This is a genomic window from Roseibium sp. ROS1, from assembly GCF_054658215.1.
In genome coordinates, this window is sequence record NZ_BAAGIG010000002.1 from 1,530,137 (window position 1) to 1,552,744 (window position 22,608).

At 58.1% G+C, this 22,608-nt stretch carries 16 protein-coding genes; 1 reads left to right on the forward strand and 15 read right to left on the reverse strand.

From position 1 onward, the window contains the following. Nucleotides 1-20: 20 nt before the first annotated feature. Genes ACYQ6M_RS15075 through ACYQ6M_RS15090 form a run of 4 tightly spaced genes read right to left on the reverse strand, consistent with a single transcriptional unit; the run spans nucleotide 21 to nucleotide 5,184 of the window. Nucleotides 21-1,652, reverse strand: coding sequence for a dipeptide ABC transporter ATP-binding protein (locus ACYQ6M_RS15075; RefSeq protein ID WP_460074490.1), 1,632 nt, complete (start codon nucleotides 1,650-1,652; stop codon nucleotides 21-23). A gap of 11 nt (nucleotides 1,653-1,663) precedes the next feature. After that, the gene (locus ACYQ6M_RS15080) at nucleotides 1,664-2,554 is read right to left on the reverse strand and encodes an ABC transporter permease (protein WP_022998449.1); all 891 of its coding nucleotides are present in this window, start codon (nucleotides 2,552-2,554) and stop codon (nucleotides 1,664-1,666) included. Then, nucleotides 2,551-3,576, reverse strand: coding sequence for an ABC transporter permease (locus ACYQ6M_RS15085; RefSeq protein WP_022998448.1), 1,026 nt, complete (start codon nucleotides 3,574-3,576; stop codon nucleotides 2,551-2,553). The genes ACYQ6M_RS15080 and ACYQ6M_RS15085 overlap by 4 nt, the downstream gene beginning before the upstream one ends. A gap of 3 nt (nucleotides 3,577-3,579) precedes the next feature. Continuing rightward, complete coding sequence (locus tag ACYQ6M_RS15090; RefSeq protein ID WP_460074492.1) at nucleotides 3,580-5,184, reverse strand: ABC transporter substrate-binding protein; 1,605 nt, start codon at nucleotides 5,182-5,184, stop codon at nucleotides 3,580-3,582. 123 nt (nucleotides 5,185-5,307) lie between these two features. Between ACYQ6M_RS15090 and ACYQ6M_RS15095 the strand changes: the two genes are divergently transcribed. Beyond that, the gene (locus ACYQ6M_RS15095; RefSeq protein ID WP_022998446.1) at nucleotides 5,308-6,222 is read left to right on the forward strand and encodes a LysR family transcriptional regulator; all 915 of its coding nucleotides are present in this window, start codon (nucleotides 5,308-5,310) and stop codon (nucleotides 6,220-6,222) included. Between the two features lie 83 nt (nucleotides 6,223-6,305). On the opposite strand, the gene dnaE is transcribed toward ACYQ6M_RS15095, so the two are convergent. The 11 genes from dnaE to nuoL all read right to left on the reverse strand — a co-directional run bounded on the left by dnaE (nucleotide 6,306) and on the right by nuoL (nucleotide 22,608). Continuing rightward, nucleotides 6,306-9,809: a DNA polymerase III subunit alpha gene (gene dnaE / locus ACYQ6M_RS15100; RefSeq protein ID WP_436718047.1), complete on the reverse strand. Its 3,504-nt coding sequence runs from the start codon at nucleotides 9,807-9,809 to the stop codon at nucleotides 6,306-6,308. A 507-nt stretch (nucleotides 9,810-10,316) separates the two neighbouring features. Then, nucleotides 10,317-11,033, reverse strand: a complete 717-nt coding sequence (locus ACYQ6M_RS15105) for an ABC transporter ATP-binding protein (protein WP_022998443.1) — start codon at nucleotides 11,031-11,033, stop codon at nucleotides 10,317-10,319. An 11-nt stretch (nucleotides 11,034-11,044) separates the two neighbouring features. Beyond that, on the reverse strand, nucleotides 11,045-12,349 hold the full coding sequence (locus ACYQ6M_RS15110; RefSeq protein ID WP_460074495.1) for a lipoprotein-releasing ABC transporter permease subunit: 1,305 nt from the start codon (nucleotides 12,347-12,349) through the stop codon (nucleotides 11,045-11,047). 124 nt (nucleotides 12,350-12,473) lie between these two features. Beyond that, complete coding sequence (proS, locus tag ACYQ6M_RS15115) at nucleotides 12,474-13,802, reverse strand: proline--tRNA ligase (RefSeq protein ID WP_055656575.1); 1,329 nt, start codon at nucleotides 13,800-13,802, stop codon at nucleotides 12,474-12,476. Nucleotides 13,803-14,363: 561 nt separating this feature from the next. After that, entirely contained in the window at nucleotides 14,364-14,654 is a 291-nt protein-coding gene (locus tag ACYQ6M_RS15120; RefSeq protein ID WP_022998440.1) for a DUF1467 family protein, read from the reverse strand. Nucleotides 14,655-14,657: 3 nt separating this feature from the next. Continuing rightward, nucleotides 14,658-15,062, reverse strand: a complete 405-nt coding sequence (gene mce / locus ACYQ6M_RS15125) for a methylmalonyl-CoA epimerase (RefSeq protein WP_006934701.1) — start codon at nucleotides 15,060-15,062, stop codon at nucleotides 14,658-14,660. 44 nt (nucleotides 15,063-15,106) lie between these two features. Further along, nucleotides 15,107-16,792 carry a ribonuclease J gene (locus tag ACYQ6M_RS15130; protein ID WP_055654514.1) on the reverse strand — a complete coding sequence of 562 codons (1,686 nt, stop codon included), beginning with the start codon at nucleotides 16,790-16,792 and terminating at the stop codon, nucleotides 15,107-15,109. 42 nt (nucleotides 16,793-16,834) lie between these two features. Further along, nucleotides 16,835-17,608 carry a biotin--[acetyl-CoA-carboxylase] ligase gene (locus ACYQ6M_RS15135; protein WP_075282115.1) on the reverse strand — a complete coding sequence of 258 codons (774 nt, stop codon included), beginning with the start codon at nucleotides 17,606-17,608 and terminating at the stop codon, nucleotides 16,835-16,837. Between the two features lie 8 nt (nucleotides 17,609-17,616). Beyond that, nucleotides 17,617-19,056, reverse strand: coding sequence for an NADH-quinone oxidoreductase subunit NuoN (nuoN, locus tag ACYQ6M_RS15140; protein WP_022998437.1), 1,440 nt, complete (start codon nucleotides 19,054-19,056; stop codon nucleotides 17,617-17,619). A gap of 22 nt (nucleotides 19,057-19,078) precedes the next feature. Continuing rightward, nucleotides 19,079-20,605, reverse strand: a complete 1,527-nt coding sequence (locus tag ACYQ6M_RS15145) for an NADH-quinone oxidoreductase subunit M (RefSeq protein WP_022998436.1) — start codon at nucleotides 20,603-20,605, stop codon at nucleotides 19,079-19,081. After that, complete coding sequence (gene nuoL, locus ACYQ6M_RS15150; RefSeq protein WP_460074499.1) at nucleotides 20,605-22,608, reverse strand: NADH-quinone oxidoreductase subunit L; 2,004 nt, start codon at nucleotides 22,606-22,608, stop codon at nucleotides 20,605-20,607. Before nuoL ends, ACYQ6M_RS15145 begins: the two co-directional genes overlap by 1 nt.

Sequence of the window (22,608 nt, forward strand, 5' to 3'; positions counted from 1 at the left end):
TCTAGTCCTTCCAAAATATCTTAGGCGGCGGTTTTGCGCGCCGGTGCCTGGGGCGCAGCCGTAAGCAATTCGCGAGTGTACGGGTTCTGGGGCGTGTCCATGACCGTCTCGACGGCTCCCGCCTCAACAACTTTGCCGCCCTTCATGACGACGACATGGTCGCACAGCAGACGCACGACATTGAGATCATGGCTGACGAAAAGGTAACTCATGCCAAGCCGGGCCCGCAGGTCTGCAAGCAGGTTCAGGACAACGGCCTGAATGGAAACATCCAGAGCGGCAGTCGGCTCATCAAGGATCAGGAGATCGGGATCCGGGGCGATTGCCCTGGCTATGCCGACGCGCGCCTTCTGCCCCCCTGACAACTGGTGCGGAAACCGATCAAGAAGATGGCTCGGCAAGCCTGTCAATGCGGCCAGCTCTTCCACCCGTTCGCCCAAGTGGGCGCCTTTCAATCCTGTCAAACGCTTCAAGGGTTCGGCTATCGACTGACGGGCGGTATGTCTGGGATTGAGACTGTCCGTCGCATCCTGGAAGACCATCTGGATTTTCTGCCGCAGTGGATGCCGGGAGAAGTTCTCCGACGGGAGCTTGGCAATATCCTCGCCCCTGAAAAGCAGGTGGCCCGACGTGGGATCAAGCAGTCGCACGATCATGGAAGACGTGGTGGATTTTCCGCAGCCGGATTCGCCGACCAGTCCCACGCTTTCGCCTTCGCGAATGGTGAAGCTGATGCCCTTGACGGCGTACACCGGACCGGATTTGCCCTGGTAGGTCTTGGTCAGGTTGACGACTTCCATCATCGGAGAATTGCCGATTGTCCGTGCGGCCAGCGGTGCGCGCTGATCTTCCGGCAGCAATGAACGAATGCTGGCTCCGCGCCGCGGCGTCGCGTCCACCAGTTTTCTGGTATAGGCATGTCGAGGGTTTGAAAACAGGTCCGCCGGCCTGCCCTCCTCCACAATGACACCGTCCTTCATCACGACGATGCGGTCGCAATATTCGGACGCCAGGCCGAGATCGTGCGTAATCAGGATCGACGACATTTCGCGCGCCCGAACAAGATCATCGACAAGGTCCATGACAGCCTTTTGGGTGGTGATATCGAGGCCGGTGGTCGGCTCGTCCGCGATGAGAAGCTTGGGGTCACAGGCAAGCGCAATGGCAATCACGACGCGCTGGCACATGCCACCCGAAAGCTCGAAGGGATAGGCTTCGTAACGCTCAGTAGCCTCGTTGATCTTCACCGCCTCCAGTGCCTCGATTGCCTTTGCTTTCGCATTTTGCCTGGTCGCCCGGCCATGCTGGCGAAGGACGTCCTCAAGCTGGTGCCCAACCTTCCGAATGGGATTGAGTGCGGCACGCGGGTTCTGAAAGATCATCGAGATCTCCCGACCGCGGATTTCACGCATGTCGCGCTCCGCCGCCTGTTTGAGATCGATACCGTCATATACCGCCTCACCGGATTTGATCCGGCCACCGGCGTCCAGAATGCGCATCAGGGCATAAGATGTAACGGATTTTCCCGATCCGCTTTCCCCGACTATGCCCAGACGTTCGCCCTTGGCCAGGTCGAAGCTGATACCCTTGACGGCCTGAACGTCTCCGCGGCGCGTCTTGAAGGCAACTTTGAGATCCTTGATGGTCAGCATGGCAAAGCTCCTCAGGTCCGGCGACGCGGGTCGACGATGTCGCGTAGACCGTCTCCCATCAGGTTGAAGGTAAAGACTGCCAGCATCAGCCAGAGCCCCGGAAACAACGCCAGCCACCACTCGCCGGACACGATGAAATTCGCGCCTTCAGCAACCATGATGCCCCACTCCGGTGTGGGCGGACGAACACCAAGGCCGATAAAGGACAATCCGGCCGCGTTCAAAATGGCCCACCCGAGATTGAGCGAGACCTGCACCATCATCGGCGGCAGGGCATTCGGGAATATGTGAAACGCAAGCACCCTGGTATCCGAATTGCCGGCAAGCTTTGCGGCAAGCGTGAAGCCGGCTTCCCGCCGGATGTTAACCTCCGCACGAACAAGACGGGCGTAGAACGGAATGTTGATGATCGCGGTGGCCAGAATGATGTTGGAAATCGAATTCCCGAGCGCCGCTACAATGCCCATGGCCAGCACGAACAATGGAAAGGCCATGATGGTGTCGAGAAACCGGTTGAGCACTACATCCAGCCAGCCTCCACGGTAACCGGCCACGGCACCGAGGACCGAACCGATGACGAAGGAAAGCGCGACAGCGGACACCGAGATGATCAGATCAAGGCGCGTTGCAACGATCACCCTTGAAAAGACATCGCGGCCAAGATTGTCGGTTCCGAACCAATGAGACCAGCTTGGGGCCTGCAATGCATTTGCCGCATTCGTCTGCAGCGGATCGTAGGGAACCAGTGCAGGTCCGAGCACTGCTGATCCGATGAAAAAAGCGAACATGGCGAAAGACAGGGCCGTGACCGGATTTTCCCGAAGGACATAGATCGTATGGGCCAGAGCACCGGAGCCGGTCTTCCGCTCCGCAACGGTTGGAGGCAACGTCGTATCACTCATTTCGAAGATGTCCCGAAACGTGGATCAATCAGCGAATAGGACAGATCGATCAACAGGTTGAGAATGACGAACAGCAATGCCATCGCCAGAACGAACCCCTGAACCGCAGCGTAATCGGAAACCACAAGCGCCTCGACCGCATAGGACCCGATTCCTGGCCAGGCGAAGACCTTCTCGACCAGCACATTCGCCCCAAGCACAAAGGAAAACACCATGCCCAGCGTGGTCACGACCGGAAGCAGGGCGTTGCGGAAGGCGTAGCCGTAAAGCACCATCCCTGGCCCGAGACCTGCTGCGCGTGCGGTCCTGACATAGTCGGCCGCCAGTGCAGACAGCATCGCCGCCCGCGTCATGCGCGCGATCGGGGCAAGGGTGAAGAGGGCTAGCGTCGTTGCTGGCAAGACCAGCTGCTTCAGCGCTCCGAACCAGGTTTCCCAATCTCCGGCAATTGCAGCGTCGATCAGGAAGAACCCGGTAATCCTGGGCGGATCAAGATAGATGAAATCGAGCCTGCCGAGGGGCGACGGAGCGATGCCCAGGAGGTAATAGAAAACGTAGATCAGAACGATGCCGGTAAAGAATGTCGGCAGAGATACGCCGGCGGTGACAAGGATCCGGCATAGCTGGTCAATCCAGGTTCCCGGCCGTGTCGCTGCCAGAACGCCGAGTGGAACGGCTATCAGGCAGGACAGGATCAGGGCGGACAGTGTCAATTCGAGCGAGGCCGGCAGTCGGGACGCAAGTTCCGTCGCAACCGGCCGGCCGGTGGAAACCGACTGGCCCAGATCTCCCTGCAGCAGATCTCCTACATAGATCAGGAACTGCTCCGGCAACGGTTTGTCGAGGCCCAGAGACCGTCGAACTTCTTCAATGGATTCAGGCGTTGCCGCAGCTCCGGCAAATTGCACTGCTGGGTCACCGGGCAAGGCACGGGTGAGGATGAAGCTGATCACCACAACGCCTATCAGAACCGGTATCGCCTGCAGAATGCGGTTAAGCGTAGCTGAGCTGCGACGCGCCATGACCTAGCTCTCCACGTTCGTCAGAGAGCGGACATCGAGCTGGCGGTGGAACCAGAACTCGTAACCGTCGGCACTGTTGACCGCGACGTTAAGCGCCGGCTGATAAAGCGGAATCCTCGGCAGGTCTTCCATCGCGATCTCGAACATCCGCTTGATCTTCGGCGCGTACTCCGGATCGTCCTGCGCCATGTGAAGCGTTTCCGAGGTCAGGGTCTCGATTTCCTCGTTTCGATAATTCGAGGAATTGAAAAGGTTGCCTTCCTGATACGCCCAGAAGAAGTAGTAGTCGGGTGTGTCCAGCCAGCCGCCGAAGTTTTCAAGATGTAGCGGCAAGCGCTTTTCCACGAGCACCGCGGTGCGCCAGTTTGCCCCGGGGATCTTCTCGATTTCCGTCTTGATGCCGAGTTTGCCGAGACTTTCCTGGATCAGCAGTGCAGTTGGCTCCATCCAGGATGCAAGGTCTGTGCTGATCGACAGAGGGACTTCGAAGCCATCAGGATAGGCGGATGCCGCAAGCAACTCCTTGGCTTTCTCCATGTCATGGCTATAGGGCGACTTGCGTGGCCAGGAGGTGTCTTCAATGGTCTCGCTACCGCCCCACAACGGTGCGCCGCGGCCGTAAGCTGCAGTATCGAAGATGTCCTTGTAGGGAATCGCGTAGGCGATAGCCTTGCGCACATTCGGATCCTGGAAAGGTTCGAAAGTGTAATTCAGGCCAACCACATGCATGGTGTTGGCAATCGGTGTTGAATACACCTTCACCTTTTCAGCGAGCTCAGCAGCATCCTTATCCGGTATGTCGAAGGACACCTGCACATCACCACGTTCGATCAGGGCGCGGCGCGTTGCCGGACTCGGCACTTCTCGAACAATGATTCTGCGAACCTTGGGCAAAGGTCCACCAGCCCATTCGTCAAAGCGTTCGTAAACGATCTGCTGGCCGGAATCCCAACGGGCAACCTTATAGGCCCCGGACCCGGCAGGTGTCGTGTGAAGATACTCAGTCGCCCAGGGATCATCGGCTGTCGCATGTTCCTTCGCGACTTTCGAATTGATGACGAACGGCACAGGAACTGCCAGATCCGGCAAGGATAGCTTTGATGGCTTGTCGAGCTTGACGACAAAGGTTTCCTCATCGACGGCTTCAAACTGATCCGGCCGCACAAGGCCGCCAGCTTTCATCTGCGTGCTCGGGAACCCGCCAACTGACACTGCCCTGTCGAAAGACCATTTTACATCCTCAGCGGTCACCTTGCTGCCGTCCCAGAAAACGGCGTTCGGCTTCAGCTTGAAGGTAATGGTCAAACCGTCGTCGGAAATTGTCCAGCTTTCCGCGAGTTCCGGTTCCAGCTTCGAATAGTCGAAGGAAACGCTGCCATCGTCCAGGATCTTGCTGCCGAACGTAATCAACCGGTCATAACTGTTGATGGCAACCTGATAGCTGGCCCTGTTGGTACCGGTACGGTGAAGATCCAGACTGTTGATGGTCTGACCGGTCACCGCCACCAGAGTATCGCTTGCGGCGAAGGCAGACAGGGACCGGGAAAACGGGAGGGCGCCGACGACGGCAGCTCCGGCTTTGAGGAATTCGCGTCTGTGTAGGGACATGTTCGGAAACTCCGCTGTGCGATTGGCTTTCCGAAGCTTGCAGGTGTTTTCTGTTTCCGAAAAATGCTATAAATTCACAGATGCGATGAAAAAAATGCAACGCTATTAACAAAGCCTATTGAAATGAGACACTTATACACGTTTCAGCTCATTGAGGCTGTCGCCCGAGCGGGCTCCATCAGAAAAGCGGCGGAAGACATGAACCTGACCGCCTCGGCACTCACGCGTCGGGTGCAAAGGTTCGAGCAGGAGTTTGGCGCACAGCTCTTTGAGCGCCTACCGAAGGGCGTACGTCTCAACCCTGCTGGAGAGCTTCTTCTCCACCACTACCGCGCAAGCCTTTCAGACCTTGCTCGTGTGCAGAGCCAGGTCGCGGATCTTGCAGGAGAACGCAGAGGGCACGTTTCCATCGCCTGCTCCCAGGCCATGGTTCCTTATTTCCTGCCCGAGCAGATCGCCCGGTACCGGCGTGATCATCCAGGCGTCACGTTTTCGGTCAACGTCAGGGACAGAACCCAGGCAGAACAGGAACTCGTCTCCTATTCCAGCGACCTGGCACTGGTGTTCGAGCCAGTCTATCTGGTGGATTTCGAGGTGCTTCATGTCATCCCGCAGGAGGTTTATGCGGTCATGGCAAGCGACCATCCACTGGCAAAAAAAGCGGAGGTGCGCCTGCGGGATTGTCTCGATGTGCCCCACGTCGCCCCGACAACCAAATATGGCGTCAGGCATCTGCTGGACTTTGCTGCCCGGCGTGGCAGTCGCCGCGTATCTCCCGCTGTCGAAACCGAAAGCTTCGACCTGATCCGGCACTACGTTCTTTGTGAGAAACTGATCGGCTTCCAGATCCCTCTGGGGCTCAGAGAGCAGGATGACGGCTCGCTGGTTTTCAAACCGATCTCGAGCAAGGACCTGCCACCCGGGAACCTAATTCTGGGCCAGATGCGCGGGCGAACACTTCCCGTGGCTTCAGCGCGCTTTGCGTTGCAACTGGCCACCGCGCTCAAGGACTATCACAGCGCCCGCATCGGCAACTGACAGAGCGACCATTTTCAGGACCATTGAAACCCTGGCGCGCCAGCGCTCCCACAGTGAAATCGCATTGTCGGCGCCCTGGATGCTCACGCCACCTGTACGTCCGTTACACCTGGCACTGCCTTGAGCGCGCCCGCAATTTCCGGTGACAGGCGGAACCGGCCGGGGAGCTTGACCTCCACTTCCCGTGCGCCGTTTTCCAGAAGCACAATCACCGTCACGTCGCCTTCACCCCTCACCTGCAACTGCTTTGCAAGGCTCGGGATTGGACGTTCATCGCGAACAAAGACACGCATGCTTTTCTGCAGGCGGGCTGCAACCTGATCGATCGGATCAACCTGTTCGATTCGAAGGGAAGGCTCGTCGTCGCGCATGTCGGCCCCGACGAGCACGACAACGGAACGTCCAGCCTGCAAGGCATCCCGGAACTGTTCGAGTTTCTCACGGAAGAGCAACGCCTCATACTGGCCCGTAGCATCGGACAAGCGAACGATACCCATGCGATTGCCGGTCTTGGTCTTGCGTTCCTGCATGGACACAACGGTGCCGGCAAGCCGGCCGTGAGACGCCCCCTTCTTGACTGCTTCCGAAAACTGGCTCCACGGCTGTGCCCGCATCTTTTCCAGCACGGAGGCGTATTCGTCGATCGGATGCGCTGACAGGTAAAACCCGATCGCCGAGTGTTCTCGCTGCAGCTTCTCTTCGTTTGTCCAGCCATGGACATCATCCAGCTGCAAGGGTTCTTCGCTGTCGCTGCCGCCAAAAAGCTCGTCCTGGCCGAGCGTCTTGTTTTCCTCGGTGCGTTGAGCCAGGCCCATGATCCGGTCGAGGCCTTCAAAAACCCGTGCCCGGTTGGGCTCAAGCTCATCGAATGCTCCGGCTGCGACCAGGTTTTCAAGCGTTCGCTTGTTGAGGGCCTTGGGTGAAATCCGACGCGCAAAATCGCCAAGGCTCTTGAAAGGCTTGTCGCCCCGAACCTCAACAATGTGTTCAACCGCCTGCTCGCCGACACCCTTGATCGCGCCCATCGCGTAAAGGATCTTGCCGTCGGCAACGTCAAAATAGACTTGCCCGCGGTTGATTGACGGCGGCTCGATCTCGATCTTCATGCGCCGACATTCCTGCCGGTAGTCGCCCAGTTTTTCCGTATTGCCCAGATCCAGTGTCATGGAAGCGGCCATGAACTCGACCGGGTGGTTCGCCTTGAGCCAGGCCGTATGATAGGAGACCAGTGCATACGCCGCAGCGTGCGACTTGTTGAAGCCGTAGTTGGCGAACTTCGCCACAAGATCGAAGATTGTTCCGGCGTGGCTCTTGTTGATCCCACGCTCCACCGCGCCGTCGACAAAACGCGCCCGCTGGACTTCCATCTCCGCGGCAATCTTCTTACCCATGGCGCGGCGCAGAAGGTCAGCTTCACCGAGAGAGTAGCCGGACAGAACCTGCGCAATCTGCATCACCTGTTCCTGGTAGACGATAATGCCGTTCGTCTCCATCAGGATGGGTTCAAGCAGGGGATGCAGGCAGTCCGGGTCCTGTTCGCCGTGCTTCACCGCGTTGTAGACCGGGATGTTCTCCATCGGTCCGGGACGATACAAAGCCACAAGGGCAATGATGTCTTCGAACCGGTCGGGTTTCATGCCTGCAATCGCGCGGCGCATGCCCTGACTTTCCAGCTGGAACACGCCAAACGTTTCGCCGCGCGCCAGCAGCTTGTAGGTTTTCTCGTCGTCGATCGGCAGGGCTGCGACGTCGACATCGATACCGCGCCGTTCAATCAGCTTCACCGCCGTATCGATAACCGTCAGTGTCTTCAGGCCGAGGAAGTCGAACTTAACAAGTCCGGCGTCTTCCACCATCTTCATGTTGAACTGGGCGACCGGCATGTCGGAACGCGGGTCTCGGTAGAGCGGCACCAGCTGTTCCAGGGGCCTGTCACCGATGACAACGCCCGCAGCGTGCGTGGAAGCGTGCCGGTAAAGGCCTTCGAGCTTCTGAGCCATGCCCAGCAGCCGCTCGACGATTTCCTCTTCCTTGGCTGCCTCGCGCAGGCGTGGCTCTTCCTCGATCGCCTGACCAAGCGTTACAGGATTTGCCGGGTTGGCAGGAACAAGTTTGCAGAGCCGGTCGACCTGGCCATAAGGCATTTGCAGCACGCGGCCGACATCGCGCAACACGGCACGGGCCTGAAGCGATCCGAAGGTGATGATCTGCGCGACCTGCTGCCGGCCGTATTTTTCCTGAACATAACGGATCACTTCTTCACGTCGGGTCTGGCAGAAGTCGATATCAAAGTCAGGCATCGAAACGCGTTCAGGATTGAGGAAGCGTTCGAACAGCAGCGAGAACCGCATGGGATCGAGGTCGGTAATGGTCAGGGACCAGGCAACCAGGGACCCCGCACCGGACCCGCGACCCGGGCCGACCGGAATATCCTGCCCTTTTGCCCATTTGATGAAGTCGGCAACGATCAGGAAGTACCCGGGAAACTTCATGCGCTCGATGATGCCGGTCTCGTAGTCGAGACGGTCCCAGTAGTCCTTCTCCTCAAGACCCGGCGCCAGTCCATGCGCATCAAGGCGCGCCTGCAATCCTTCGCGTGCCTGGCGGATCAACTCTTCCGCTTCTGCCTTCTCCGCTTCTTCCGGATCCGCATCTGCACCGGCAAACCGGGGCAGGATCGGCGCGCGCTTCAACGGGCGGAAGCTGCAGCGCCGGGCAATTTCTACCGTTGAGACAAGCGCCTCTGGCAAATCCGCAAAGAGCGCGCACATTTCCGCGCGGCTTTTGAAGTAGTGCTCCGGTGTCAGGCGTCTGCGGTCATCCTCGATCAGCACCCTGCCCTCGGAGATGCAGATCAGTGCGTCATGAGCTTCATAGTCTTCGCGCTTGGGAAAGAAGGCTTCGTTGGTGGCGACCAGTGGCAGCCCGTATTCGTAGGCCAGATCGAGAAACGCATCTTCGGTCTTGCGCTCGGCTTCCATGCCATGGCGCTGGATTTCGACGTAGCAACGACCGGGAAAACGGTCCGCCAATGTTTCCAACCGGCTTTTTGCAAGGTCCTTGCGTCCGGCAAGGAGCGCAGCCCCGATCGGCCCTCCGACACCACCGGTCAGAATGATAACGCCTTCGGACTTTGATAGAAGATACCCGGAGGAAACGTGTGGCCTTAGACCGGTTTCCGTGTCGAGGAAGGCCCGAGAACTCAGCTCCATCAGATTGCCGTAACCGGCCTCTGTCATGGCGAGAAGAACAACGTCCGAAAGCGCAGGTTCCCCTCTCCGCCCGCTTTCAAGTCCATCGTCGAAAAAGACGGAAAGCTGACACGCCGCAATCGGCTGAATTCCGGATCCCCACGCTTTGGTTGCAAATTCCTGCGCGCCAAACAGATTGTTGGTATCGGCAATCGCCAGCGCCGGCTGGTCATCGGCCTTGGCGAGGTCGAGAAGCTTCTTTATCGGCAACGCACCTTCCAGAAGCGACAACGCCGAATGGACCCGGAGGTGAACATAGCCGGGACCGCTTGCCTCACTGCCGGCATTTTCTGACGAACCGGAAGACAGAGAATTATTGGGATCTGTAGCAGACATGGCGGCTCTCATAACATCTTCCAGAATCAGCGCTCAAGTGAAGCGTGTTCGGAATAGCGTGTCGAGACGCCGAAGGAGTTGTTACCGCTGTTCTTTGTAATCCTGACTTCGCATCACACCGCAGCGGACTGAGTCCAGGAACTCAAAAAACGCACTGGCACCATTTGCCGAAACAATGACCGTTCAGCAGAGATTGATCAGCCGACGGACAGAAGCACGTCGCCCCAGACGGCGAGCGTCGTGCAGAAGCAAACCATTGCACCGAAAGCGGCAAAATCACGAGCGATATGGATCATCACATCCTCCAACCGTTGCTAATTGCGTAACTGGATGATGTTCCATTTTTGTTCCTATTGCAAGCCCTTTTTGTTCCCCTTGTCATCAAGCAAATCAAATTTGCTGAAAACTTTGGGTTTTTGCTTTGTTCTTCTGGGTAACCGCACCCGTGAGGAGCCCGCTCATACGGGTAGGAAGCATTTTTTTTGGGATTGTCTTACCGGAAAAAACCTACAGGTCCCTGACCAGGCCTTCGGACAGCGTTATTGCCCTGTCCATACGGCCCGCCAGTTCCAGGTTGTGAGTTGCGAACAGCGTCGCAACACCGGACGCCCGCACCAATGCCTGCAAGGCGTCGAATACATAGCCTGCAGTGTTGGGGTCCAGATTTCCCGTCGGTTCATCCAGAAGAAGGATACGAGGCGCATTCGCAACTGCACGGGCAACGGCAACGCGCTGCTGCTCCCCACCGGAAAGCTCCGAAGGGCGATGGCTGCCACGCTCACCGAGACGCATGTATTTCAAAAGTTCGTCTGCTCTCTCCGCTGCCATCTTTCGCGGCAAGCCACGGATCATCTGTGGCATCATCACGTTTTCCTGCGCGGTAAACTCCGGCAGCAGGTGATGAAACTGATAGACGAACCCGATGTCGTTACGCCGGATGGCCGTGCGCTCATCATCAGACAGATCCGAACAGTTGACCGGTCCCAGGAAGACATCGCCCTCGTCCGGGCGCTCCAGCAAACCTGCAATATGCAAGAGGGTCGATTTGCCGGTTCCGGAAGGCGCCACCAGGGCAACCATCTCACCGGCCTCGATGCGCAGATCGGCACCGTTCAGGATATGAAGTTCGCGATTACCCTCGTCGAAACTGCGGGTAATGCCAGACAATTGCAGGGCGGCGGGCGCCAGTCCCGGTGCCTGGTTGGGGTCAACGGCCATGTTCATCTCCCGTCTCCCTATTCATATCTGAGGGCTTCAACGGGATCGAGCCGCGCAGCCCGCCACGCAGGATAGACCGTCGCCAGCAGTGACAACGCAAGCGCCATGACAAGCACTGTTATCGTCTCTCCGGAGTCAATCTCCGCGGGCAGCTGTGACAAAAAGTAGAGCGTCGGATCGAACAGTTCCGTCCTGGTAAGCCAGGAAACGAATTGACGGATACTCTCGATGTTCAGGCAGACCAAAAGTCCAAGGAAGAAGCCGGCGAAAGTACCCACGAAGCCGATGCTAGCGCCTGTTATCAGGAAGATCCGCATAATCGACCCACGCGTCGCGCCCATGGTCCTCAAAATCGCGATGTCCTTGCCCTTGTCCTTTACCAGCATGATCATGCCGGAAACGATATTGAGCGCCGCCACCAGAACGATCAGCGTCAGGATGATGAACATCACGTTCCGCTCCACCTCAAGGGCTGCAAAGAAGGTGACATTGCGCTGGCGCCAGTCGGTTACGAAAGCCGGCCGATCCGCGGCCTCCTCGATCGTGTCCTTCATGATACCGACCCTGTCAGGGTCAGCTACATAAACTTCGATACCGGTCGCCTTGGTATCCATATTGAAATAGGCCTGCGCCTCTTCCAGTGGCATGAACAGGAAGGTCGCGTCGTATTCACTCATGCCGATTTCGAAAATGGCGGTGACCGGATAGGCCTTCAACCGCGGCGTAACGCCCATGGGGGTCACACTACCGCGCGGTGAGATAATGGTGACATTGTCACCAAGGGTGATGCCGAGCTGTTGCGCCATGCGCGAACCGATGGCAACCCCCTCGCCCTCGTCGAACCCGTCAAGGGTTCCGGCCCGCACATTGTTCGCGATAAGCGGCACACGGCGCAGATCGCTTTCGAAAAGGCCGCGAACGAGCGCTCCGAAATTCCCTGCAGGCCCGGAAACCAGCGCTTGGCCTTCCACGAAAGGCATCGCACTGACCACATCCGGCACACCCTGCAACCGGGCGGAAACCGCATCATAGTCCGTCAGTGGCTGGTCGATCGGCTGAACCAGCATATGACCGTTGATACCCAGGATCTTGCCGAGAAGCTCGGTCCGGAACCCGTTCATCACCGCCATCACGATAATTAGCGTTGCCACGCCAAGCATGATGCCAGCAAAGGAAAAGCCTGCAATGACGGATATGAAAGTTTCGCGGCGCCTTGATCGCAGGTAGCGCCCTGCAATCATCCATTCAAATGCGGAAAAGGCGCGTGTCGGGGCTGCCGGTTTGCGACCGTCGTCAATGTCCGCCGTATCTACCGCTGTCATTGTCCATCCAGTTCAGCACAGCCCCAAATTCAGCACAGCCCACCTACCAAAATATTTCCGGCAGGCCGGCTGGCCGCAGCAGACGCCGCGACCGAATCCCCACACAGAGGATCACCGGACTTGGTTAGTCCGTCAATGCCGCCGTCAGCTTGTTCAAGGTGGCTTCCGGAGAAAGCATTTCCTTTTCCCCAGTTGCCCGGTCCTTGACTTCCAGCAAGCCGTCTTTCAATCCACGCGGCCCGGCAACGACCTGGAACGGCAAGCCAATCAGATCCATCGTCGCAAACTTGGCACCGGCCCGGGTGTCCGTATCGTCGTAAAGAACCTCGATGCCGGCAGCTTCAAACTTGGCATAGAGATCTTCACACACCGGATCCGTCAGGTCGTCACCCGGCTTCAGATTGACCAGCCCGACATGGAACGGCGCGACGGATTTCGGCCAGACGATTCCATTTTCATCATGATTGGCTTCGATCAAGGCGCCAAGAAGGCGTGAAACGCCGACACCGTAGGAGCCCATGTGGACCGGCACTTCCGTGCCTTCTGCAGTCGCAACCTTGGCACCCATCGCATCGGAATACTTGGTACCGAAATAGAAGATATGACCGACTTCGATACCACGAGCCGACACCCGGGTGTCTTCAGCCAGTGCACCGAAGGCGGCTTCGTCGTGCATTTCGTCCGTTGCAGCGTAGGGCGTCGTCCATTCGGTCACGATCGGCGTCAGGTCGGAGGAGAAGTCCGTATCTTCCGCAGGCGTCGGCAGCTCCAACAACGACTTGTCGCAGAACACTTCGCTTTCGCCGGTGTCGGCAAGAATGATGAACTCGTGGCTCATGTCGCCGCCGATCGGGCCAGTGTCGGCTTTCATCGGGATCGCCTTCAGCCCCATGCGCGCGAAGGTGCGCAGGTACGCGACAAACATCCGGTTATAGGCGTGGCGGGCCGATTCCTTGTCCAGATCGAAGGAATAGGCATCCTTCATCAGGAACTCCCGGCCGCGCATGACACCAAAGCGCGGGCGCACCTCGTCACGGAACTTCCACTGGATGTGATAGAGGTTCAGCGGCAGGTCCTTGTAGGATCGCACGTAGCCACGGAAGATGTCGGTGATCATCTCCTCGTTTGTCGGCCCAAACAGCATGTCCCGCTCGTGACGGTCGGTGATGCGCAGCATCTCCTTGCCATAGGCATCATACCGGCCACTCTCACGCCACAGATCGGCTGACTGGATCGTCGGCATCAGCAACTGGATCGCGCCTGCCCTGGCCTGTTCTTCTTCGACGATCCGTTCGATCTTGCGCAGGACCTTCAACCCAAGTGGCAACCAGGAATAGATTCCGGCGGACTGCTGACGAATCATGCCGGCACGCAGCATCAGCCGGTGGGACACGATTTCCGCTTCCTTGGGTGTTTCTTTCAGTATGGGCAGAAAGTAACGGGAAAGACGCATGAATGTTCTCTCAATCTTGGGCATCGCCTGTTTTGTGCGCAGTCAAAGCGCAAGCAGCCACCAAATACAAGCCCTTTGCGCAGGCATGCCTGCCTTTTACAGAAATGACGGCAAAATAGCGCGCAAATGCAGGTATTTGCTGAAGTTTGCCGCCTAATTTTTTGCCGGCTTCAGAACTAAGGTCTTAGTACCAATTACCGCCAAGGAAATAGGCAAGCAAAAAAAATAGCCTGTGCACGACAAATAGGTGACAAGGCTGAATCAATCCGCTAGTTTCCATCTTCATAACAAAAAGATGCCTTGGCAGAAATGCCAAGAGGCTCAAGGACATCGCGGTCTGAGTCTTGGGAGGAAGGACCCTCAGGCGCACCTTTAGGTTTGCAGCCGCCCAGCTGTACGGGAATACCGGACAGTAAGGGTACAGGGTCGAATTTAGACGCGGAACTTTACAAAGGCAGAGCTTGGCTCTGCCTTTTTTCTTTGCGGAATAGCGTCAGTTTTCTTGCAACCGGGCGGACTTGTCGTGGGATCCGAACAAATATGCCCCGGGAGGCGCACCCGTCAGTTGGACGGGTGACTGTAGCTGCCGGTTGGCGGGTTGAGGAACGGAATGTCGTCCAGCCCGAATCCCGAGTTGCGCATACCGAGGTATCCGGCAAAAACCACAGTGGTCACGATGGTGGTCAGGATGATTACCCGACGGAATCGCGGCTGCTCGGGAGCGCTTGGCTCGGTTCCTGGTACAACCTCGCCTGCTTCCTCCTGCGTCCGGCGCATGCCGAACGGCAGGATGGCAAACAGAATGATCCACCAGAGCATGAAATAGATGGCCATGCCAAACGCGATGGACATGAATTAAGCCTCTTCCAGTTCAGTCAAGGTACCGAGAAAGTCCTTGGGATGCAGGAACAGCACGGGTTTGCCATGCGCCCCTATCTTCGGCTCACCGTCGCCAAGTACCCGGGCCCCATCTGCCAGCAGCTTGTCGCGAGCGGCAATAATGTCATCGACTTCGTAGCAAACGTGGTGAATGCCACCTGAGGGGTTCTTTTCCAGGAACTTTGCAATGGGAGAATTCTCGCCAAGCGGCTCAAGCAGCTCGATCTTGGTGTTCGGCAAGTTGATGAACACCGTGCTGACGCCGTGATCCGGCTGCTCTTCCCTGGCTGAAACCTCTGCACCGAGAGTGTCCCGGTAGACTGCCGTTGCTGCTTCGATATCCGACACCGCAATGGCGACGTGATTGAGCCGTCCGATCATTTGCAAACCTCCGCTGTCAGCGGCCACTCAGGCCGCCGAGATGACTATAGTTGGGTCACCATCACCTTGCAGAGCGTCTTTTTGCCCCAGACGTTCAGGATCTCGGACCGGGCTGCACGACGCGCAGCCTCTGCAACCAGATCCTTGTCCTTGCGCCGGTTCTTCGGGATGCTGGTTACAGCGCCCCTGACAGCCTTGATGACGATGTCCTCCATCGGATCACCTTCATCATCCGTGTCCGGCAAACCCAACAGGACAACATTTGGGTCGTCCAGCAACTCCCCGGATCGGTTGACCACCAGCGCGATCACCGCAGCGCCCGCAAACGAAAGCTTGCGCCGTTCCTTTACGCCGGTGACTTCCGGATCGTCCAGGATATCGCCGTCTTTCACCAGGATGCCTGACGGCGCCTCGTCGATGATGCCGGCACGCCCCGCACTCAGGCGGATGATGTCCCCGTTCTTGCCGCGCACCACTTCAGGCACCCCGAGGTCCTTTGCGAACGCAGCGTGGGCGGCAAGATGCAACGGTTCCCCGTGGACGGGAAGCACGACTTTCGGCTGGACCAGTTTGTAAAGCTGCTCCAGCTCACCCCTGCGCGGGTGACCGGACACATGCACAAGAGCGTCACGGTCGGTGATGATGTCGACATCCTTGTCGGCAAGGTTGTTCAGCACCTCACCAACGGCTTTCTCGTTGCCGGGGATCGTGCGCGAAGAAAAGATCACCATATCGCCCTTTGACAGCGCGATGTTGCGATGGTCGCCGGCTGCGATCCTGGCAAGGGCAGCGCGGGCTTCGCCTTGCGATCCCGTGCACAAAAGCACGGTCTTTTCCCGCGGCAGATAGCCATAGGCCTCTTCATCGTGAAACGGCTTCAGTCCATCCAGATAGCCAAGCTCTCCGGCAACCTCGATCACCCGGTGCATCGAACGGCCGACAATCACCATGTCGCGGTCGTTCGCGGCGGCTGCTTCCGCAATCGCCCGAATGCGGGCGACGTTGGATGCAAAGGTGGTGACCGCAATTCGCTTGCTGGCCTTTGCCATCACCTTTTTCAGCTCGACAGCAACATCTGCCTCGCTGGGGCTGACACCGTCACGAATTGCATTGGTACTGTCACAAACAAGCGCCATCACCCCTTCCCGGCCGAGCTCGGCAAGCCGGTCCAGATCGATGGGAAGGCCGACGCCAGGCGTCCTGTCGATCTTCCAGTCGCCGGTGTGCAGCACCATGCCGGCAGGCGTGCGGATCGCCAGCGCGCAGGGCTCCGGAATGGAGTGCGCCATCGCAACAAATTCGACATCAAACGGACCAATCTTGTGGCGCTCGCCCTGCTTCACCACCGTCACCGGAACCTCTTCTGCTCCCGGCTCGCTTTCCGTCTTGGCTGCGAGCAGACCGGCAGTGAAGGCCGTTGCATAGACCGGTACCTTCAGGAAGGGCCACAGATGCAGGATCCCGCCGTAATGGTCTTCATGTGCGTGGGTAATCACCATACCGGCGATATTGTCGACTTCATCTTCCAGGAACTTGATGTCCGGAACGACTACGTCGATGCCCGGAAGCTCCGGTCCGGCGAAACTCACACCACAGTCGACGATCAGCCATGTCCGGTCATCTTCCGGACCATAGCCGTACAAACCGAGGTTCATGCCGATTTCGCCAACCCCGCCCAGGGGCAGAAACACGATGTCGTTGTTGTTGTTGTTTTTCTTGGCCGAAGCCATGGATTGCTCCTTTAAACGTCAGATCGGGCAACGGCCCGGCGCTCAAGCGCCAGGCAAAAACACATCACCCGCATAAATCGTTCGCTCACCGCCACCATCCTGTTTCAGGACCAGGTGGCCGCGCGCGTCCAAATCGGCAAAAGTGCCGGTAATTTCTTCCTGGGCAGTCCGAACCGTTATGGTCTTGCCCAGATGTGCCGCCCGTTTCAGCCAGGCTCGGCGAATTCCTTCAAAGCCGCCCGGTTGCTGCCAGCGAGACAGGTTGTCCGCCAGCGTCTCCGCAAGACATTCGAACAACCGTTCAGCTGTTACCTGATAGCCCAGGCTCCTGAGATCCGTCGCCTGATACAAGGACAACGGCGGGTGGGAAACACAATTGACACCGAAACCAAGGACAACTGCCTGCCGGCCATCGTTAAGCGTTTCAGCCTCCAGCAGGATGCCGGACAGTTTCGAGCCCTCTACAAGCAGGTCGTTTGGCCATTTCAGGCTTACCAGTTGCAGTGTACCTGCGGCTTTGTCAACGGCTTCCGCCAATGCAACGGCAGCGGCAAGCGGCAATTCGCCGATCCGTTCAGCCGGTTTTGGGTCGATCAGAAGCAGGCTGGCGAACATGTTGCCTATCGGTGAGGACCAGTCACGCCCGCGGCGCCCACGACCTGTGGTCTGCTCGTCTGCCCTGATCCACAGATGACCGGCGTCCCCTTGCCGTGCCTTGTCGAAACACAACGAATTCGTGGAGCCGACAGTTTCCAGCTCCACAAAGCGAAAGTCCGGCGCACCTGGCGCCGGACGTTCATGTCCATAACTTGTCATGCGATCGATCAGAACAGCGACTGGGCAGCAGAGCTGGCCGCACTGACGATCTGTCCCGGTGCCAGCCAGAAGAAGATCACGAAAACGCTCGACAGGCCCAGAACCACGCGCAGCTCCATCGGCATGGCCTCGAAACCTTCAACTGGTTCGTCGAAGAACATGACCTTGACGATCCGCAGGTAGTAATAGGCACCTACCACCGACGCGACCACGCCGATCACGGCCAGCGGGAAGAGACCAGCCTCGACGGCCGCGCTGAACACGTACCACTTGCCGAAGAAACCGACCAGCGGCGGTATACCGGCGAGCGAGAACATCAGCAGACCCAGCAGGATTGCCATCGGCAGGTTTGTCTGGGACAACCCGGCCAGATCGCCGATCTCCTCGACCATGCCATCCTTGCGGCGCATGGACAGGATGCAGGCGAAGACACCAAGCGTCATGCCCATGTAGGCGATCATGTAGAAAATGACGCCTTCGACACCTGTCTGGGTGCCGGCAGCAAGACCCACCAGCGCGTAGCCCATGTGACCGATGGACGAATAGGCCATCAGTCGTTTCAGGTTGTGCTGACCGATAGCCGCGAAGGCTCCGAGTGCCATCGATGCGATCGACACGAACACGATGATCTGCTGCCAGTCGTTTGTAACCGGCTGGAAGGCCTCGATCACGATCCGGACGAGCATGCCCATAGCGGCAACTTTCGGTGCTGCGGCGAGGAATGCGGTAACCGGGGTTGGCGCTCCTTCATAGACATCCGGCGTCCACATGTGGAACGGAACCGCGGAAATCTTGAAGGCAAGACCGGCAAGAATGAAGGTCAGGCCGATCACCAGTCCGATGGAAGCGCCATCGTGGGACAGCGATTCCGCGATACCCTCGAAGGCCACCTGCCCGGTGAAGCCGTAAACAAGCGACATGCCATAGAGCAGCATGCCCGACGACAGCGCGCCCAGCACGAAGTACTTCAGGCCGGCTTCGGTCGAGCGCACGCTGTCCCGGTTGATGGCGGCAACGACGTAGAGCGAAAGGCTCTGCAGTTCCAGGCCGAGATAAAGTGCGATCATGTCATTCGCCGACAGCATCAGCATCATGCCGAGCGTCGCAAGAACGATCAGGATCGGATACTCGAAATGGTCGAAGGACTGGCTCTTGGCGTAGGCCCAGGACATGGCGATGGCAAAGAACGAACCTGCCAGCACCAGCAGTTTGAGCAAGTAGGCGAAATCGTCCAGAACGAACGAACCGCCGAACGTTTCACCAAAGGCCGGCACGAACAGAAGCACCAGGAAGGTGCCGCCGAGCAGGCCCATTGCTCCACCGAAGACGGCGTAGCTGACGCGCTTGCCGCCAAAGGCGCCGATCATCAGCAGCACCATGGCTCCGAGGGCCAGGATGATCTCCGGCAGAACCGGCTTGAGATCTGGCAATAGGGTCAATTCAGACATAGCTCTGTCTCGTCCTCGAAACCTAGTGGGCCGCCGCGGCAGACGCTGCGTGCTGGACAACGCCAGCCGCGTCGAGCGCCGCGGTGTATTGATTGATGAGATTGTCGACCGCACCCTGGGTCACATCCAGGATCGCCATCGGATAGAAGCCGAAGAAGATCGTCAGGATGATCATTGGGATCAGGATAACCTTTTCCCTGAGGTTCAGGTCGAGGATCGACTTGAGGCTTTCCTTCTCCAGCGCGCCGAAGACGACGCGGCGATAGAGATAGAGCGCGTAGGCAGCTGACAGGATCACACCGGTGGTAGCAAAGAACGCTACCCACGAATTGACCTGGAACGCCCCCATCAGCGTCAGGATTTCCCCAACGAACCCGGAAGTACCTGGCAGGCCGACGTTGGCCATGGTGAAAATCAGGAACGCAACCGCATACTTCGGCATCCGGTTGACCAGACCGCCATAGGCAGCGATTTCGCGGGTATGCATCCGGTCGTAGATAACGCCTACACAAAGGAAAAGCGCACCGGAGACAATGCCGTGGGAAAGCATCTGGAAGATACCGCCCTGCACACCCTGCTCCGTCATCGTGAAGATGCCCATGGTCACGTAGCCCATGTGTGCGACCGATGAATAGGCGATCAGCTTCTTGATGTCTTCCTGAGCAAGCGCCACCAGCGACGTGTAGATGATCGCAACCACAGACAATGTGAACACGAAGGGTGCGAACATGTCGGAGGCAAGCGGGAACATCGGCAGGGAGAAGCGCAGGAAGCCGTAGCCGCCGAGCTTCAGGAGCACGCCCGCCAGAATGACGGAACCGGCGGTCGGTGCTTCCACGTGTGCGTCCGGCAACCAGGTATGCACCGGCCACATTGGCATCTTCACGGCAAAGCTCGCGAAGAAGGCCAGCCACAGCCATGTTTGCATCCCACCCGGGAACTGATGCGCCAGGAGCGCTTCAATGTTGGTGGTGCCTGCGTTCCAGTACATCGCCATGATCGCGATCAACATCAGCACCGAACCGAGCAGCGTGTACAGGAAGAACTTGTAGGATGCATAGACCCTGCGTGCACCGCCCCACACACCGATGATCAGGAACATCGGAATGAGGCCAGCTTCGAAGAACACGTAGAACACGACCAGGTCCAGCGCGCAGAAAACGCCGATCATCAGCGTTTCCAGAACGAGGAAGGCAATCATGTATTCCTTTACCCGCTTCTGCACGCTGTCCCAGGAGGCCAGGATGCAGAACGGCATCAGGAAGGTCGTGAGGATCACGAAGAGGACGGAAATACCGTCAACGCCCATGCGGTAGCTGATGTTGCTTCCAAGCCATTCCCGGTGTTCCACGAACTGGAAGCCCGAGTTGGCGTAGTCGAAATTGCCCCAGATGAACAGCGACAGAAGGAAGGTCACCGAGGTGGTCACAAGAGCGACCATCCGGATGTTCTTCTTGCTGCCCTCGTCATTCCCCGGAACCAGGAGAATGAAGAGCACGCCCAGCAGCGGCAAGAACGTCGTGAGTGACAGAATTGGCCAGTCAATCATTAGTGTGCACCCCCGCCGGTGCCTGCACCGGTGAACATCGACCAGGTGATAAGCGCAGCCACACCGATCAGCATCGCAAATGCATAGTGATAGAGATATCCGGTCTGCAGGCGGACGACCCAGGCGGTCACATTCTGAACACGGGAAGCAACACCGTTCGGGCCAAACCCGTCGATCACGGTGCCATCGCCCTTCTTCCAGAGGACCCGGCCGAGCCACATGGCAGGACGGATAAAGATGAAGTTATAAAGCTCGTCGAAGTACCACTTGTTGAGCAGGAACTGATAGAGGCCGGAATGGCGCTCCGCCAGCTGCTTCGGCATTTCCGGAGAGCGGATGTAGAACTGGTAGGCAACCAGGAAGCCGAGCACCATCATGACGAACGGGGACACCTTCACCCAGCCAGGAACTTCGTGCATGGCATGCAGGATGTGGTTGGTTTCACTGTTGAACAGTGCGCCCTTCCAGAACTCTGCATAACCTTCGCCGTAGAACGAACCGTAGAAGACCATGCCCGCCAGCACAGCGCCGATGGACAGGATGAACAGCGGCACGGTCATCACCAGTGGCGATTCATGTACGTGTTTCATCACATCGACAGGCGCACGCGGCTTGCCGTGGAAGGTCATGAACGTCAGGCGCCAGGAATAGAACGACGTCAGCGCAGCAGCGATAACAGTCATCCAGAAGCCGTAGAGGGCCATCGGATTGGCGTGTTCACCCACGGAGCCCGCAAAGGCTGCCTCAATGATCGCATCCTTGGAAATGAAGCCGGCGAAACCGATATGAGTGAATGGAATGCCCACACCTGTAAGGGCCAGCGTTCCGATCATCATCGTCCAGTAGGTAATCGGAATATGCTTCCGAAGACCACCCATCTTGCGCATGTCCTGCTCGTCGGAAACGGCGTGGATCACCGAACCGGCGCATAGGAACAGCAGCGCCTTGAAGAAGGCGTGGGTGAACAGGTGGAAGATGCCGATCGAATAGGCGCCGACGCCAAGTGCAACGAACATGTACCCGAGCTGCGAACAGGTCGAATAGGCGATCACGCGCTTGATGTCGTTCTGCACCAGACCGACAGTTGCGGCGAAGAAGGCCGTCGTTGCACCAAAGAACACGATGACCGTCAGCGCGGTGTGCGAAAGTTCCATCAACGGTGACAGACGTGCCACCATGAAGACACCGGCGGTCACCATCGTCGCGGCATGGATAAGCGCAGACACGGGTGTCGGGCCTTCCATGGCGTCCGGCAACCAGGTGTGCAGCAGGAACTGCGCCGACTTGCCCATGGCCCCCATGAACAGCAGCAGGCAGACAACCGTCATCGCTGAATGCGGATCAAGATGGTAGCCGAGGAAGGTCATCACCTCGCCGTGCTCCTGGATGAAGGACGGCGCGTCGTTGAAGATGGTGGTGAACTCGATGCTCTGGAACAGATAGAAGACGCCGAAGATGCCGAGCGCAAATCCGAAGTCACCAACGCGGTTGACGACGAATGCCTTGATGGCGGCCGCATTTGCGGACGGTTTCTGATACCAGAAGCCGATCAGAAGATAGGAGGCAAGGCCCACACCTTCCCAGCCGAAGAACATCTGCAGAAGGTTGTCTGCCGTCACCAGCGACAGCATCGCGAAGGTGAAAAGTGACAGATAGGCGAAGAAACGCGGCCGATGCGGGTCATGGTGCATGTACCCGATGGAATAGACATGCACGAGCGCGGACACAGTGGTCACGACGATCAGCATCACGGCGGTCAGCGTGTCGACCCTGATGGACCAGGACACCTTCAGATCACCGGTATCGATCCAGCGGAACAGATCGACGATCTGCATTTCCGAGCCGCCGAGCCAGAACCCGAAGAAAGTGATCCAGGACAGCAGCGCAGCGAGGATCAGGAGGCCACTGGTAATATATTCACTGGCCTTGGCGCCGATGGCGCGGCCGAAAAGACCGGCGATCAGGAAGCCGATCAGCGGCAGGAACAGGATTGCGGAATACAT